Annotated in this window: 11 protein-coding genes and 1 pseudogene; 7 read left to right on the top strand and 5 right to left on the bottom strand. The window is 70.7% G+C overall.

From position 1 onward, the window contains the following. Window positions 1-611: 611 nt before the first annotated feature. Window positions 612-1595: pseudogene (locus R2J76_RS06650) on the top strand (sigma-54 interaction domain-containing protein); the annotation flags it as partial. Here R2J76_RS06650 and R2J76_RS06645 read toward each other — a convergent pair. Both R2J76_RS06645 and R2J76_RS06640 read right to left on the bottom strand, forming a co-directional pair. Beyond that, window positions 1561-3447, bottom strand: coding sequence for a hypothetical protein (locus R2J76_RS06645; protein ID WP_316415035.1), 1887 nt, complete (start codon window positions 3445-3447; stop codon window positions 1561-1563). The pseudogene R2J76_RS06650 and the gene R2J76_RS06645 sit on opposite strands and share 35 nt — an antisense overlap. Before the next feature lie 24 nt (window positions 3448-3471). Then, the gene (locus R2J76_RS06640) at window positions 3472-3873 is read right to left on the bottom strand and encodes a PilZ domain-containing protein (RefSeq protein WP_316415887.1); all 402 of its coding nucleotides are present in this window, start codon (window positions 3871-3873) and stop codon (window positions 3472-3474) included. A gap of 156 nt (window positions 3874-4029) precedes the next feature. On the opposite strand from R2J76_RS06640, the gene R2J76_RS06635 reads away from it, so the two are divergent. Then, window positions 4030-4917, top strand: a complete 888-nt coding sequence (locus R2J76_RS06635; RefSeq protein ID WP_316415034.1) for an aldo/keto reductase — start codon at window positions 4030-4032, stop codon at window positions 4915-4917. A gap of 4 nt (window positions 4918-4921) precedes the next feature. Here R2J76_RS06635 and R2J76_RS06630 read toward each other — a convergent pair whose 3' ends face one another. Continuing rightward, the gene (locus R2J76_RS06630) at window positions 4922-6187 is read right to left on the bottom strand and encodes a trans-sulfuration enzyme family protein (protein WP_316415033.1); all 1266 of its coding nucleotides are present in this window, start codon (window positions 6185-6187) and stop codon (window positions 4922-4924) included. 139 nt (window positions 6188-6326) lie between these two features. Here R2J76_RS06630 and R2J76_RS06625 point away from each other — a divergent pair, with 139 nt between their 5' ends. After that, window positions 6327-8858, top strand: a complete 2532-nt coding sequence (locus tag R2J76_RS06625; protein ID WP_316415032.1) for a DEAD/DEAH box helicase — start codon at window positions 6327-6329, stop codon at window positions 8856-8858. Here the strand turns inward: R2J76_RS06625 and R2J76_RS06620 are convergent. Beyond that, window positions 8855-9382 (bottom strand): adenine phosphoribosyltransferase, encoded by a 528-nt coding sequence (locus R2J76_RS06620; RefSeq protein ID WP_316415031.1) that lies wholly within the window; start codon window positions 9380-9382, stop codon window positions 8855-8857. The two genes, R2J76_RS06625 and R2J76_RS06620, sit on opposite strands and share 4 nt — an antisense overlap. 108 nt (window positions 9383-9490) lie before the next feature. Here R2J76_RS06620 and R2J76_RS06615 point away from each other — a divergent pair, with 108 nt between their 5' ends. From R2J76_RS06615 to gndA, 4 genes are read left to right on the top strand one after another with little or no spacing between them, the layout of a single operon-like run. Further along, window positions 9491-11308, top strand: a complete 1818-nt coding sequence (locus R2J76_RS06615; protein WP_316415030.1) for an ABC transporter ATP-binding protein — start codon at window positions 9491-9493, stop codon at window positions 11306-11308. Between the two features lie 10 nt (window positions 11309-11318). Then, window positions 11319-12758, top strand: coding sequence for a glucose-6-phosphate dehydrogenase (zwf, locus tag R2J76_RS06610; protein ID WP_316415029.1), 1440 nt, complete (start codon window positions 11319-11321; stop codon window positions 12756-12758). Further along, window positions 12751-13407 (top strand): 6-phosphogluconolactonase, encoded by a 657-nt coding sequence (locus R2J76_RS06605; protein ID WP_316415028.1) that lies wholly within the window; start codon window positions 12751-12753, stop codon window positions 13405-13407. The genes zwf and R2J76_RS06605 overlap by 8 nt, the downstream gene beginning before the upstream one ends. Then, window positions 13400-14788 carry an NADP-dependent phosphogluconate dehydrogenase gene (gene gndA / locus R2J76_RS06600; protein WP_316415027.1) on the top strand — a complete coding sequence of 463 codons (1389 nt, stop codon included), beginning with the start codon at window positions 13400-13402 and terminating at the stop codon, window positions 14786-14788. The genes R2J76_RS06605 and gndA overlap by 8 nt, the downstream gene beginning before the upstream one ends. Window positions 14789-14869: 81 nt before the next feature. On the opposite strand, the gene R2J76_RS06595 is transcribed toward gndA, so the two are convergent. Then, the gene (locus R2J76_RS06595) at window positions 14870-16270 is read right to left on the bottom strand and encodes a hypothetical protein (RefSeq protein ID WP_316415026.1); all 1401 of its coding nucleotides are present in this window, start codon (window positions 16268-16270) and stop codon (window positions 14870-14872) included. Between the last annotated feature and the right edge of the window lie 65 nt (window positions 16271-16335).

Raw genomic sequence — 16335 nt, 5'->3', positions numbered from 1 at the left:
GATGATGCCGGGAAAAGGTCTGGAACCGAGCCCGTTCGCGACGACCCACCCCGGCGGTATTTGGCCGGGGATGCACGGGGATGGAAGGGGATGGGGTAAGGCAGGCAGACCCTGGTCTCACCGGCGAATTCCTGGGACGGGAACCACGCCCCAGGATCGATTAATGAAAGAGTCAGAATTAGCACCCCTTAAACCACCCCAATTTTTGATGAATATAAATTCTTGAACCCTGCGGCTTCGCCCATGGAGTCACAGGCAGACCACACCGTCAACCGCCTGCAATAATCCGGTCTTTCCCTCGGCTGGACACGGGTGGTCCAGCCATGGATAGCCCATGTCATGCCGATAATCTACCACCCTGCCTCATTCACGGTAATATTAATTCACATTGACCTAGCCAACGGCCCATGCTTGAATCTCCCTCGGACACCCAACCCCAGGGCTGCCCGCCATGAACCTCCACCCCCATTTTAATATCTATTTTATTCATTTATGATCCGACCCCCCAGCCCCCGCGCGGCCCTGGGTGGAAAGGAGTTCCGATGAGCTTGAATCCTTTGACGATGAAAGAACCTTTGGGAGTGGACGCGGAACCGGCCCGGGGGCTGGATGCCGGGGCACGGCTCGTCCCCGCGAAGGACCTGGTGGCCCGGAGCCCCGCCATGGTGCGGCTGCTGGATCTGGCCCTGCGCATGGCGCCGGTGGAATCCACCCTGCTCGTCACCGGGGAGAGCGGCACCGGCAAGGAACGCATCGCGCGCCTGGTGCACGGCGCCTCCCGGCGCGCGGAGGGGCCCTTCATCGCGGTGAACTGCGGCGCCATCCCCGAGACCCTCCTGGAGAGCGAACTGTTCGGCCACGCCCGCGGGGCCTTCTCCGGGGCGGTATCGGACCGGCCGGGGCTCTTCGAGGCCGCCGGCGGCGGCACGATCCTGCTGGACGAGGTGGGCGAGATCTCCCCGGCCATGCAGGTCAAGCTCCTGCGGGTGCTGCAGGAGCGGGAGGTGCGCCGGGTGGGGGAGAACCGCTCCCGGCCCATCGATGTGCGGGTCATCGCGGCCACCAATTCGGATCTGGCCGCCGAAATGCGCCTGGGCCGCTTCCGCAAGGACCTCTACTACCGCCTGAACGTCGTGGAGCTGGTGGTGCCGCCCCTGCGGGAGCGCCGGGAGGACATCCTGCCCCTGGCCCGTTCCTTCCTCGCCGAGGCCTCGGCCCGGCTGGGCAGCCCGGTCCTCACCCTGGCTCCCTCCCTGGAGGGCCAACTCCTTCGCTACCCCTGGCCCGGCAATGTGCGGGAACTGGAAAACGCCATGGAACGCGCGGCGGCCCTGGGGGACCGGGCCGTGGTGGACGTCCTGCCCGGGGACCTTCGACCCTCCGCGGCTTCCCCCGTCGTCACCGGCCCCGCCCGGCCCCTGGCGGACATCGAGCGGGAGTACATCCTGGCGGTCCTGGAGGCCAACGGGGGCAACCAGGGCCTCACCGCCCGGCAGCTGGGCATCGGTTCGGCCACGCTGTACCGCAAACTGCGGCTCTACGGACGGGTGCGGCCCCGGTTCAGCCCTCCCCAGGCGCGGCGGCCCTCCGCATGAACTCCTTCTGGGCCGCCTGCACGGCGTGAAGGTCATCGGGGGTCCATGCCCCGGCGGGGCGCTTCTCCACCAGGGTGTCCCGGAGGAGATCCACCACGGCCGACCAGATTTCCGGGTGAGTAAGCTGGAGAGCGGCCAGCGCATTCACCACCCGCAGCCGAAGGGCCCAGGGGTTGCGGTCCATCCAGGCGCCGCGCACCTGGTGGAGGAGCATGGGGCCGTTGCGCGCGGGCAGGGCGGGCCCCGCGGCGCCGTGGGCCGTCCCCAGGGCCTCCACGGCGATGCAGTGCAGCACCGGGAGCTTGATGGCATCCGCCTTGGCGCAGAGGGCCAGGGCCACCGCGGGGTCCCCCTGGCCCTGGAGGGCCAGCCCCACGGCGGTCTGGAGCCGGAGGCTCTGGCCGGAATGGAGCATTTCCAGCAACGGCTCGGCGGCCTCGGCCCCGCCCACCGCCCCCAGGGTCTCCACCACCTGGAGGGTGGTCTCCTCCCGGGTGCTGGTCCTCACCAGGTCCAGGAGGTCCGGCACCAGGTCGGGGAACCTCCCCTGGGCGGCGAGGCGGAGGCCCAGGGAAAGGTCCTGGGGGGCGCCCGAGCCCATCAGGGTCCGGGCCAGGTCCCGGGCTCCCGGCAACCGGCCCAGGTGGAACAGCGCCCGGTCCGCGATATCCGTGAGGGGGTCCCCGCATGCCCGCAGCAGGACCCCTTGAAGGGCCGCCTCCTCCCTTCCCCCCAGCACCTCCACCGCCGCGGCGCGCTGGGCACCGTCCGGTCCCTCCAGGAGGAGGTCATGGAGCTTCGGGGCGTCCGCGGGAACGAGCCTGGCCAGGGCCCGGGCGAGCCCCTCCCTTCCCGTCTGCTCCCGGTAGGCCGTCACCAGCAGATCCAGGACGCGGTCCCGGTCGATGCGGCCCTTGAGGGCGTGGGCGGCCAGCCCCTCCGCCGAGGTGTCCACCGCGAAACTCAGCCGGCGGGACCGCTGGTGGACGGCCTCCAGGGCCTGGGTGATGACGCCGGAAAGGGCGCCCGCCTTGCTGCTTTCCTCCGTGGCGGCGAGGATGTCCTCCCGCAGGGCCTTGACCACGGGAGGCACCTCCAGGCCTCCCCCGGAGCCCGCGGCCGCCAGGGCCTCCTGGGCCTGCTCCCGGGCCGCGGGGGGCGCCAGGGACCGGTAGGCGCCCGCCTCGGCCTTGAGGAGGCGATCCGAAAGGACCTCGTTATGGCTGTCCTCGCACAGGTCGGCGAGCACCTCGGCCGCCTCGGCCGTGGGGATCAGGGCCAGCAGGAGGAGGCCGTGGCGGAACACCAGGAGGTCCGGATGCTGGGCCACCACCCGCAGGGCCTCCAGGTTGGCTTCGCTAACCAGGGGGACGAGGCGCTGGGCGGCTTCGTTGGCGGCGCCGGGGTTGGCGGAGCCCTCCAGGAGCCGGCCCAGGTAGTGCTGGAAGGCCTCCTGGGGATCGGTCTGGGCCAGGACCTGCGCCAGGATCTCCTTGAATTCCGCCCCCTGGCGCATGGTGTTGAGCTCCCGCAGGACCTCCAGCGCGCCGGGGCTGCCGATGCGTCCCAGGGCCCGGGCGCCGGTTTCGAAGATGGGCAGCTCCGCCTCGTAGCGCAGCATGCGCGAGAGGATTTCCAGCCAGTCGGGCCAGGGGAAGTAGAAGGAGGCCTCCATGACCAGCTGCCGAAGGGCCCTGGGGGCCCTGGAACCGGGGAGGCGTCCGTCCAGTTCCTCCACCGCCTCGGGCCCCGTGGAAAGCACGCAACGGAAGAAGGCCAGCTGATCCTCCCGGTCGTCCCCATCCAGGTGATCGAGCACGGTTCGGAACTGGTCCAGGGCCTTTGACGCCATGCCTCCTCCAGGGATCCTTCGGGTTCAGCGCCCCGGGGCGCCCGCGAAGTGCGCCTCCACGTGCGCGTCGATCATCCCCTGGATGAAGGGGGTGATCATCGTGAATTCGATGCCCGCCAGGACATAGCCGCTGGTCTTGCCGGGCACCTTGCCCAGGAGGCGCATCACGGTGCCCTGCAGGGGAACGCAGGGCAGGTCCGGGTGGAGGATGCAGAGGTTGTCCAGCACCGACCCCGTGTCCAGGTCCCAGGCGTCCACCAGCTGGATCTCCAGGCCACAGCCCCCCGCGCTGAGGTTCGCGAGCCGCGCGCCGGCCACCATGCGTTCGTGGAGGTGGAAGGCCACCCGGTACGTGCCCCCGGACGTGCTCATGCGCGCGAAGCGTCTCCGTTCGACTCCCTTGCCTTGCAAGCCCGGCCCCCACATTCCAAGGGGCAAGGGTATCAGGATCCCGGGGCCGGCGCCTGGATCCGGTGCGCATAGGTATGGCTTATGGAACGCCATTTAGGAATCATTCACCCACCGGAAACCGGAGGCGATAGAAGCCTTGTATTTGAGCTACCTTGGGACCCTGAGGACGCCATGCAGACCCGCCCCTTCGGAACCACCGGACTCTCCGTCACGCCCCTGGGCTTCGGGGCCATGCACCTGAACGATGCCCGGGTGGGCGAAGCCGAGGCGGGGGCCCTCCTCAACGCCGTGCTGGACCTGGGGGTGAACCTGGTGGACACGGCCCGGGGCTACGGCCTCTCGGAGGAACGCATCGGGCGCCACCTGGCCCGCCGCCGGGGGGAGTTCGTCCTGTCCACCAAGGTGGGCTACGGCATTCCGGGGTTCGAGGACTGGACCTACGCCTGCGTCCTGGCGGGGGTGGACGCCGCCCTGGCCCGCATGCGCTGCGGCCACCTGGACATCGTGCACCTGCATTCCTGCCCCCTGCCCGTGCTGGAAAGGGGCGAGGTGATCCGGGCCCTGGAGGCCTGCGTCGCCGCGGGGAAGGTGCGGGTGGCGGCCTACGCGGGCGACAACGCGGAACTGGACTTCGCCCTGGGCTCGGGCCGCTTCGCCTCGGTGCAGACCTCCGTGAGCGTCTGCGACCAGGTGAACCTCGCCCACCGCCTCCCCGCGCTCCGGGCCCGGGGCCTGGGCGTGATCGCCAAGCGCCCCCTCGCCGGCGCCGTGTGGACCCGGGCCGAACGTCCCGGGGATCACGCCGAGGGCGCGTACTGGGATCGCTGGCGGGCCATGGGCCTGGACCGGCTCCCCACGGACCTGCCCCCCGGGGAGGTGGCCCTGCGCTTCGCCGCCCATTGCCCCGGGGTGGACGCCAGCATCGCGGGCACGGCCAGTCTGGAGCACTTCAGGCGGAACCTGGAGGCGGTGGAGAAGGGGCCCCTGCCCACGGACCTGGAGGAAGCCATCCGGTCGGCGTTCCTGCACCACGGCCCGGGGTGGGCCGGGCTGATCTGAGAAATCAGTCCAGGGCCCGCCGCAGGTCCTCCACCAGGTCCTCGGGGTCCTCGATGCCCACCGACAGCCGGATGAGGCCGTCGCCGATGCCGGCGTTGGCCCGGGCCGCGGGCGTCATGGAGGCGTGGGTCATGGTGGCGGGATGGGCCACGAGGCTCTCCACCCCGCCCAGGCTCTCGGCCAGGGTGAACCAGCGCAGGGCCAGGAGCACCCGGTTCACGGCGGCCGGGGACGCGTCCTTCAGCTCGAAGCTGAGCATGGCGCCGAAGCCCTTCTGCTGGGCCTTGGCCAGGGCGTGCTGGGGGTGGGTGGGCAGGCCGGGGTAGTTCACGGAGGCCACGGCGGGATGGTCCGCCAGGGCCCGGGCCACGGCCAGGGCGTTGGCCTCGTGGGCCCGCATGCGCACCCGGAGGGTCTTGAGGCCCCGCAGCACCAGGTAGCAGTCGTGGGGGCTCTGGCTGGTGCCCAGGAGGTTGTTCATGGCGGCGATGCGCTGGGCCAGGGCCTCCCGGCCGGGACCCGCGACGACGGCGCCGCCCACCACGTCGCTGTGGCCGTTGAGGTACTTGGTGGTGCTGTGCACCACCAGGTCCGCGCCGAAGTCGAAGGGCCGCTGCAGGACGGGGGAGAGGAAGGTGTTGTCCACCACCAGGAGCGCCGAGGTGCCCCGGGCGATCGCGGCCAGGGCGCCGAGGTCCGACAGGCGGAGCAGGGGATTGGAGGGCGTCTCCACCCAGATCATGCGGGTGTTGGGGCGAAGCGCCGCGCGCACCGCGTCCAGGTCGGCCAGGTCCAGGTAGGTGACCTCCAGGCCGTAAACGTTCCGGGCGTGCTCCAGGGTTCGGAAGGTGCCGCCGTAGCAGTCCACGGTGCAGAGCACGTGGCTGCCGTGCTCCAGGAGGTTCAGGGCCACCAGGACGGCGCTCATGCCCGACCCGGTGCAGGTGGCGCCGCTGCCCCCCTCCAGGGTGGCGATGGCCGTCTCCAGGCGCTCCCGGGTGGGATTGCCGCTGCGGGTGTAGTCGAAGCCGCCGTTGCTTCCGATATCGGAAAACGCGAAGGTGCTGGTGAGGTACACCGGGGGCATCACGGACCCGTAGGCGGGATCCGGCTGGGAGCCCGCATGGATGCACTGGGTGCCGGTGCCGGCCCCGGCCAGCAGCTCACCGCGCCGGGCCCACCCCGCCGCGGGTTCGGTGCCCGGGGGCACGACGGTGAAATGGTAGGCGGGGTTGCCCGGCACGTTGCTGTCGAGATGGTTGTCGCTCAAGCTGCCCCCGCGAGGAAAGGAACCGTCCAGGGACAGGTTGGCCCGGGCCCGGCCCGGCGCAAAGGCGAAAAATAACAGATCGCCCGGATTTGGGCTAGGGTGGAAAAGGCCCCTTTCCCGGCCAACCCCCGGAATCCCCATGCATACGACCCTCTACGACCTTCTCCCCCAGGCGGCGGACGCCGGCAGCGACGAACTGCTCGGGCGCTTCCTGGAGTACGTGGAGGGCCGCGACCTCACCCTCTACCCCGCCCAGGAAGCCGCCATCCTGGAACTGTTCGAAGGGAAGAACGTCATCCTCAACACCCCCACGGGCTCGGGCAAGTCGCTGGTGGCCGCGGCGCTGCACTTCAAGGCCCTGGCCCAGGGGCGGCGGTCCGTGTACACCTGCCCCATCAAGGCCCTGGTGAACGAGAAGTGGCTGGCCCTGTGCCGGGACTTCGGCCCGGAGAACGTCGGCCTCAGCACCGGGGACGCCTCGGTGAACCGGGACGCGCCCATCCTCTGCTGCACCGCCGAGATCCTCTCCAACATCGCTTTGCGCGAAGGCGCCGGCGCCGATGTGCGCGACGTGATCATGGACGAGTTCCACTACTACGCCGACCGCGAGCGGGGGGTGGCGTGGCAGGTGCCGCTGCTCACCCTGCCCCAGTGCAGGTTCCTGCTCATGTCGGCCACCCTGGGGGACACGGCGTTCTTCGAGGGCGAGCTCACCCGGCTCACGGGGCTGCCCACCGCCGTGGTGAAGTCCACGGACCGCCCCGTGCCGCTGGAATTCACGTACGCGGAATCCCCACTCTCCCTCACCCTGGAGCGCCTGGTGGAGGAGGGCAAGGCCCCCGTGTACCTCGTGCACTTCACCCAGCTGGAGGCGGCCACCAGCGCCCAGGACTTCACCAGCATCAACCTGTGCACGAAGGAGGAGAAGGCCGCGATCCAGCGGGAGCTGGAGGGGTTCAGGTTCAACAGCCCCTACGGCCCGGACCTCAAGCGCTGGCTTCGCCACGGCATCGGGCTGCACCACGCGGGGCTCCTGCCGAAATACCGCATCCTGGTGGAGCAGCTGGCCCAGAAGGGGCTCCTGAAGGTCATCTGCGGCACGGACACCCTGGGCGTGGGCATCAACGTGCCCATCCGCACGGTGCTCTTCACCAAGCTTTGCAAGTACGACGGGCAGAAGACGGGCATCCTCAGCGCCCGGGATTTCCACCAGATCTCCGGCCGGGCCGGACGCAAGGGCTTCGACGATGTGGGCTGGGTCGTGGCCCAGGCCCCGGAGCACTGGATCGAGAACATGAAGCTGGCCGCCAAGGCCGCCGCGGGCGGGCGGAAGTACCAGAAGCGCCTGCCCCCGGAGCGCAACTTCACCAACTGGGACAAGCAGACCTTCGAGAGGCTCGTGGCGGCCCAGCCGGAGCGCCTGGTGTCGCGGTTCCAGGTGTCCCACGGCATGCTCCTCAACGTCCTCAGCCGCGCGGGCGACGGCTGCGGCGCCATGCGCGCCCTGGTGCGCGGCTGCCACGACAACGAGCGGGCCAGGGCCGGCCACGCCCGGCGGGCCTGGCAGCTGTTCCGGGGCCTGCTGGACCGGAAGATCGTGGAGTTCACCGGGGAGGGCCACGGGCTGCGGGTGAACGTGGACCTGCAGGACGACTTCTCCATGAACCAGACCCTCAGCCTCTACCTCCTGGACACCCTCCCCCTCCTGGATCCGGAGAACCCCGAGTACGCCCTGGACCTCATCACCCTGGTGGAGTCCATCCTGGAGAACCCGGAGGTGATCCTCCGCAAGCAGCTGGACCGCCTCAAGGGCCGGCGCGTGGCCGAGATGAAGGTGGCCGGCATGGAATACGAGGAGCGCATGGCCGAGCTGGAGAAGCTGGAGTACCCCAAGCCCCAGCGCGACTTCATCTACGGCACCTTCAACGCCTTCGCCGTGAAGCACCCCTGGGTGGGCGAGGAGAACATCCGCCCCAAGTCCATCGCCCGGGAGATGTTCGAGGACTACCGCTCATTCTCGGACTACGTGCGGGAGTACGACATCCAGCGCTCCGAAGGGCTTCTCCTGCGCCACCTGAACAGCGTGTTCAAGGTCCTGGCCCAGACCGTGCCCGATTCCGCCAAGACCGAGGAGGTGCGGGAAATGGAGCTCTACCTGGGGGCCATGCTGCGCCAGGTGGACAGCAGCCTCCTGGACGAGTGGGAGAAGATGCGCGACGGCGGGTACCGCCCCGGAGAGGCCGCCGAACTGCGCCCCCCCGGCGCCGAGGAGGCCGCCCTGGACATCACCCGGGACCGCAAGGCCTTCCTCGCCTCCGTGCGCAACCGGATCTTCACGTGGCTCCGGGCCCTGGTGGTCTCCGACTGGGAGGAGGCGGCGTCCCTGCTGGCCGAATACGGGGAGCCCGCGGACGCCGGCGGGGAGCCCTGGACCGCCGAACGCCTCAAGGCCCTGGTGGAAGCCTACCGCCTGGACCACAAGGGCCCCCGCCTGGACGCCGAAGGCCGCAACCTCCGCCACACCTACGCCCTCCCCGACGGCCGCGTCCAGCAGATGCTGGTGGACGAGGAGGAATCCAACGACTGGGTGGCGGAATTCCAGGTGGACCTGGAAGCCTCCCGCAGGGCCGGGGCGCCGGTGATGAGCCTGGGGCGGCTGGGGAGTTACTAGTCCCCTTCGAACTCCGTCAACGTGAATACCTTGTGCCCCAGGGCCTCCAGGCGCCTCCGCCCTCCCAGGTCCGGCAGGTCCACCAGGAAGGCCGTCTCCACCACGACCCCGCCCAGGGTGCCGATGAGCTTCAGCGCGGCCTCGGCGGTGCCGCCGGTGGCGATGAGGTCGTCCACCAGGAGCACCCGCTCCCCCTTGCCGATGGCGTCCACGTGCACCTCGATGCGGTCCAGGCCGTACTCCAGTTCGTAGTCCTCGTGGATGACGGGGGCGGGGAGCTTGCCCTTCTTGCGGATGGGCACGAAGCCCGCCCCCAGGTGGTGGGCCAGGGCCGCGCCCACGATGAAGCCCCGGGATTCGATGCCCGCCACGATGCGGATGCCCTGGTCCCGGTACCGCTCGCCCAGGAGGTCGATGGCCCTGCGGAACCCCTCGGGGTTCTTCATGAGGGTCGTGACGTCCCGGAACTGGACGCCCTCCTTGGGGTAGTGGGGAATGGTGCGGATAAGGGACTTCAGGGTCATGGCGGATCCCGGGGAAGGCGAAACGACCATGGTATCCATAATTCCTTCCGGACCCCCGCCCTTCCGGTTCGTGGTTACATGGAAGGTGGCCTTCCTTGAAAGCACCTGATGGCGAACCCCAAGACTCCCACCAAGATCAACGCTCGCAGGGCCTGGAGGGAAGCGCGGGAACTGCTCTGGCAGCACAGGAAATCCCTGGCCGTGGGGCTGGCCCTGATGGTCGTTAGTCGGCTCGCAGGTCTGGTGCTCCCGGCCAGCACGAAATACCTCATCGACGAGGTCATCGGCAAGCACAACAGCCACCTGCTCCTGCCCCTGGCCCTGGCCGCGGGGGCCGCTACCCTGGTGCAGGCCCTGGCGGGCTACGCCAATTCCCAGGTGGTGTCCGTGGCCGCCCAGCGCGCCATCATGGACATGCGCCAGCGGGTGCAGGACCACATCCTGCGCCTTCCCATCCGCTACTTCGACACCACCAAGAGCGGCATCGTCATCGCCCGGGTCATGAACGACGCCGAGGGCATCCGCAACCTGGTGGGCACGGGGCTCATCCAGCTGGCGGGGGGGCTCCTCACGGCCGTGCTGGCCCTGGGGGTCCTGTTCTGGCTCAACTGGAAGCTCACCCTGGCCACCCTGGTGTTCCTGGGGGTCTTCGGGGGCGCCATGGCCCTGGCCTTCAACCACCTGCGGCCCCTCTTCCGCAAGCGCAGCGAGCTCACCGCCGACATCACGGGGCGCCTGGGCGAATCCGTGGGCGGCGTGCGGATCCTCAAGGTCTACGTGGCCGAGGACCGGGAATCGCGGATCTTCGCGGAGGGGGCCGAGAAGCTCTTCCGCAACGTGGCGGGCACCATCACCGGCATGAGCGCCATCTCCGCCTTCTCCACCGCCATCATCGGCGTGGTGGGCGTGCTCATCATGGTGGTGGGCGGCAACGCCATCTTCGCGGGGCGCATGACCCTGGGCGACCTGATCATGTACACCTTCTTCGTGGGCCTCCTGGCGGCGCCCGTGGTGCAGATCGCCAACATCGGCACCCAGGTGAGCGAGGCCTTCGCGGGCCTGGACCGCATCCGGGAGACCCTGGACATGCCCACCGAGGACCAGGAGGACCTGGCCCGGGCGCCCCTGCCGGAGCTGGAGGGCCGGGTGGAGCTGCGGGACGTGTGGTTCGAGTACGAGAAGGACACGCCGGTGCTGCGCGGCATCTCCTTCCAGGTGCCCGCGGGATCCACGGTGGCCCTGGTGGGCTCCAGCGGCTCGGGCAAGAGCACCATCATCGGGCTGCTCATGGCCTTCAACCACCCCCAGCGGGGCCAGGTGCTGGTGGACGGAAGGGACGTGCTGTCAGTGCGGCTGCGGGACTACCGCTCCAAGCTGGGCGTGGTGATGCAGGACAATTTCCTCTTCGACGGCTCCGTGGCCGACAACATCGGCTTCGCCAGGCCGGGCGCGACCCGGGCGGAGATCGAGGCGGTGGGCGCCATCGCCCACGTGGACGAGTTCGTGGGGCGCTTCGAGGCGGGCTACGACACCATCGTCGGCGAGCGCGGCGTCAAGCTCTCCGGAGGCCAGCGCCAGCGCGTGGCCATCGCCCGGGCCATCCTGGCCGATCCGCGCATCCTCATCCTGGACGAGGCCACCTCCAGCCTGGACAGCGAGAGCGAGGCCATGATCCGGGACGGCCTGCGCCGGCTGCGCACGGGCCGCACCACCTTCGTCATCGCCCACCGCCTGAGCACCATCGAGACCGCCGACCAGATCCTGGTGGTGGAGGAGGGGCGCATCGTGGAGCGGGGCGCCCACGCCGAGCTCATGGCCCTGGGCGGCCGCTACCGCCAGCTCCACGACCGCCAGCAGAGCAGCGAGCTGGACCAGTTCATCAACCCCGGGGAGGACTTCACGGTGCCCGGCTCCGTCACCGCCTAGGAGCGCAGTCATGGAACAGCTCGTCCAGATCGTCATTTTCGGCGCCAGCGGGGACCTGGCGGTGCGCAAGCTGGTGCCCGCGCTCCTGGCCCTGGCCCGCAAGGACGCCGCCAACCTCCAGCTGGTGGGCATCGCCCGCAGGCCCTTCACGGACGAGGCGTTCCGAGCGGGGCTCCGGGAGCGCCTGGACCCCGAGGAGCGGGAGGCCTTCGCGGCCTTCGCCCACCGGGTCCACTACGTCCAGGGCGACGCCGGCGCCGACCTGGGACCGCTTTCCTCGCGCCTGGACGAGCTGGCCGGGGGCGCCCCCGCGGGCCGGCTCTTCTACCTCTCCCTGAAGCCGGATCTCTTCGTGCCCGCCCTGGAGAACCTGGGCCGCTCCGGGCTCCTCCAGGGCGAGCCCTGGCGCCGGGTGATCATCGAGAAGCCCTTCGGCCACGACCTGGCCTCGGCCCGGGCCCTGAACGGCACCCTCCACCAGGTGGCCCGGGAGGAGCAGATCTACCGCATCGACCACTACCTGGGCAAGGAGACCGTCCAGAACCTTTTCGCCTTCCGCTTCAACAACGCCATCTTCGAGCCCCTGTGGAACCGCCGGCACATCGAGCTGGTGCAGATCACCGTGGCGGAGGAGCTGGGCGTGGAGAAGGGCCGCGCCGGGTACTACGACGAGGTGGGGGCCCTGCGGGACATGGTCCAGAACCACATGCTCCAGATCCTCGCCCTCATCGCCATGGAACCGCCCTCCTCCCTGGACCCGGAGACCCTGCGGGACCAGAAGGTGGCCGCCCTGAAGGCCCTGCGGTTTCCCGCCACGGACCCCGCGGTGCGGGCGCGGTACGCCGCCGGCACCGCAGAGGGCCGCCCCGTGCCGGGCTACCTCCAGGAGGAGGGGGTGGGGCCGGATTCCGCGGCGGAGACCTTCGTGGCCCTGCGGGCGGAGGTGGCCAACTGGCGCTGGGGGGGCGTGCCCTTCCTGCTGCGCCACGGCAAGCGCATGCCCAAGCGCTTCACCGAGGTGAAGGTGCAGTTCCGGGTGCCCCCCATCCAGCTCTTCGACGGCTGCGGCGGGACCCCCTCCGCCGACGGGCTGGAGTGCCAGCTGCGGCCCAACCACCTCACCCTCAGCATCCAGCCCCGGGAGGCCATGTCCCTGGGCTTCGGGGTGAAGGTGCCCGGCCCGGGCATGGTCATGGCGCCCGCGGAGCTGGCCTTCGACTACCGGGACCGCTTCGGGGCGAGCACGGCCCCCGCCTACGAGCGGCTCCTGCTGGACGCCATCCACGGCGATCCCTCCCTCTTCCTGCGCAACGACGAGGTGGAGGCCGCCTGGAGCGCCGTGGACGCCATCCGGAGCCAGCCGCTGCTGGAGTACCCCGCGGGCAGCTGGGGCCCGCCGGAGGCGGACCGGCTCTTCCACGGGTGCGAGGGGGGCTGGTCCCGTGGCTGACCTGGTGCGCGCCGCCACGCCCCTGGCGGCCGCCGCGGCCCTGCTGCGCGGGGCCCTGGAGGCCCTGCCCCACCCGCGCCTGGCGGTGTCCGGCGGCAGCGCCGCGGCGGTGCTGGGACTGGCGCGGCTGGCCCTGGGACCCCGATGGCGCCGGGTGCGCCTGACCTGGGTGGACGAGCGCCGCGTGCCCTTCGCCGACCCGGATTCCAACCGGGGCGAGGCCTACCGCCTGGGCTACCTGGACCCCGCCGATCCTCCGGAGGCCGAACTCCCGCTCTACCTGGACGGCGAAAGCGCCGAGGAGGCCTGCCGGCGCGTGGAGGCGGGCCTGGACGCGGCCTTCGACGGGGGCCTGGACGTGCTGCTCCTGGGCCTGGGCGAGGACGGCCATTCGGCTTCGCTCTTCCCGGGCCGCCCCTGGCCCCCGGACCGGGTCCACGCGGTGGACGCCAGCCCCAAGCCGCCCCCCGGGCGCATGACCCTGGGAAGGGACCTTCTGGCGGCGGCGCCCGCGGGCATCCTGATGGCCTCCGGCGCCGCCAAGGCCCCCGCCCTGGCGAGGCTGCTCCAGGGGGACCCCGCCCTGCCCGCCAGCGGCTTCCGGGGCCTGACCATCGTCACGGATCTGAGTGGAGGACACCATGGGTAGCGAAATCGGCGTGATCGGACTGGGCGTCATGGGCGCCAATCTCGCCCGGAACCTGGCCGGCCGCGGATTCTCCGTGGCCGGCTACGACCGCAGCCCCGAGGCGGGCCTGCGCCTGGAGGCGGACCACCCCGAGGCCCGCATCGCCGTGGCGGAGTCCATGGAGGCCTTCGTCGCCTCCCTGGCGCGCCCCCGGCGGATCCTCCTCATGGTGAACGCGGGCCCCGCCGTGGACGCCGTCCTCGCCCAGGTGGACCCCCTCCTGGAGGCCGGGGACGTCCTGGTGGACGCGGGCAACAGCCACTTCACGGACACGGACCGCCGCCTGCGGGCCGGCCGCGCCTGGTCCTTCCTGGGCATGGGCGTCTCCGGCGGCGAGGAGGGCGCCCTGAAGGGCCCCGCGATCATGCCCGGCGGGGACCGCGCGGCCTTCGAGACCCTGCGCCCCTACCTGGAGGCCATGGCCGCCCGGGGCGCCGCGGGGCCCTGCGTGGCCTACTGCGGGGCGGGTTCGGCCGGACACTTCGTGAAGATGGTGCACAACGGCATCGAGTACGGCGACATGCAGCTCATCGCCGAGACCGCGTTCCTGCTGCGCCGGGGCCTGGGCCTCACGGCGCCCGGCGCCGCCCAGGTCTTCGAGGACTGGAACCGGGGGGAACTGGACAGCTATCTGGTGGAGATCACCGCCCGCATCCTGCGCACCCCCGACCCCCTCAGCGCCGGGTTCCTGGTGGACGCCATCCTCGACCAGGCCGGCCAGAAGGGCACGGGCGCCTGGACCGTCCTGGCCGCGGCGGAGGCCGGGGTCCCCATCCCCACCCTGGCCGCCGCCGTGGAGGCCCGGAGCCTCAGCGCGGCCCGCCCCCGGCGCCTGGCCGCGGCCGAGCTCTTCCCCAGCGAAAGCGCCGCCCTGGCCCCCCTCGCCCTGGACGATCTGCGCGACGCCCTCTACGCCTCCAAGATCGCCAGCTACGCCCAGGGCTTCGACCTCCTGCGCGCCGCCAGCGCCCAGCGGGGCTACGGCACCGAGCTCTCGGAAATGGCCCGCATCTGGACCGCCGGCTGCATCATCCGCGCGCGGTTCCTGGAGGACGTGCGCGAGGCCTTCCTGAAGACCCCCGCGCCGGACCTGCTGGCCTTCGCCCCCCGCTTCGCCGAGGAACTGCGCAGGCGCGAACCCGCCTGGCGCCGGGTGGTGTCCGCCGCGGTGCTGGCGGGCCTGCCTGTGCCCGGCCTCTCCGCCTCCCTGGCCTGGTTCGACACCCTTCGCACCCCCCGGGGCACCGCCTCCGTCATCCAGGCCCAGCGGGACTTCTTCGGTGCCCACACCTACGAGCGCTTCGACCGCCCAGGCGTGGCGGTGCATACGGCCTGGACCTAGGAGGGCTCTTCAGCCTGGGCCTTTCGCCCCGTCCAGGCACCCCTGCCGGGGCGGGCCCGACGATCCTCCCCGCCGAGCCCCCTACCCTTCGATGTTCGAGAACTCCAGCCTCTTTCCGGCCTTCTCGAAGGTCTCCGCGAGCAGCCCCAGGGAGGCCCTGATCGCCTCCTCCTGGCCGTCCTCCTCGGCTTCGAACCGGATCTTCAGGCACCGGAAGGAGGGCTTTTCCAGGAGGGCGTCGACCAGGGCGCGGGTGACCCCCAGGTCCAGGGGGGACCGGAAGGAGAGTTCCTCCAGGGCGGGGAGCCGGTCCAGGGCCCGCAGGAAGGGGGCCGCCGGGATCAGGTTCCCCTCCGGGCCCCGCTCGTCGATCTCGAACACCTCGTGGAGGCGCTTCAGGGAGGGGGGGAGATTCTTGAAGATGCCGCAACCCCGCTCCGGGTCCGAGGCTTCCACCATCCCGAAGCAGTCGAGGCTTTCCAGGGCCGTCATGCGGGACAGGGAGGCCCCCAGCGCCGCGCGAACCTCGGGGTTCAGGGTGTGGGCGATGTTGGAATCCACGAAGGCGAGGTGGCGCAGCCCCGGGAGGTCGCCGAGGGCGGCCGCCAGGTTCAGGCCCTCCTCATCCTCGTGAATCCCTTCGATGTTCACGACCAGGGACCGGAGGGACGCGCCGTGGGCGGGCAGGACCTTGTAGAGATTCTGCGCGAAGGAGCCGGAGCCCTCCACGCCCAGGGCGCACCCGCCGAGGTCCAGGTGGCGGAGCCTGCACCCGGCCAGGAGCGGGGCCAGGTCCAGGTCGGAGCAATCGATGTAGTGCTCATCGCTATCGAGGGTCAAGGAGGTGAGGGCCGCCAGGGGGGCCGTGGCCGGGCCCTCCGGGGCCGCGGCGGGGTACTTCGTTTCGAATTCATCGATGTCCACGTTGACGGTGAGGCGGGTCAAGCGCGGGAAGCGGCCTAGCATGAGCAGATCCTTGATCGAGTAGACATTCCCGGGCGCGTGCTTCAGGTCCACGATCTCCGCTTCCCGGTTGTCCGCGAGCCAGGTGTGGATCCGCTCGTCCATGCCCCACAGTTCCAGGTGCCGGTGGCCGGCGTAGCTGGAGCGCCTGGCCCCCTCCTCCCCGAAATCCACACGGGTGGGGGCGAGGCTGTGCCTGCGGGAAAGCATCCGCATTCCGGACTTGCCCAGCACCCTGGCAAGGTCGGCCCTGCTGGCCTGCATGAGGCGGGCGATGTCCCGCTCATCCAGGAAGGTCGCGCAATGGTTCGCCAGGTCCAAGGGCATCCTTCCCAGGAGGGGGCGGGGGGAAGAGGAAGAGGACGAGGCGGATGGCGACAGGGCCAAGGCGGTGGAGGTGGCCGGGGAGGGCCCGGGGCTGGTCCTGACCTTCTTGGTCGGGCCCGGGTGGGCGACGGCGGCGACGCCTCCCGAAAGCAGGAGCAGGGCGAGCGCCCAGGAGGTGGTGGACAGACGCATGGAATCATTTCCTTCAAGGCCGGGGCCCCATGGCCCCATTCAATGAATGTGTTATAATTGTTTTC

The sequence above is a fragment of the Mesoterricola silvestris genome (assembly GCF_030295405.1).
In the GTDB taxonomy this organism is placed as follows: Bacteria; Acidobacteriota; Holophagae; order Holophagales; family Holophagaceae; genus Mesoterricola; species Mesoterricola silvestris.
Note: the sequence above shows the minus strand (reverse complement) of the source record. Positions and strands in the feature narration are given on the sequence as shown.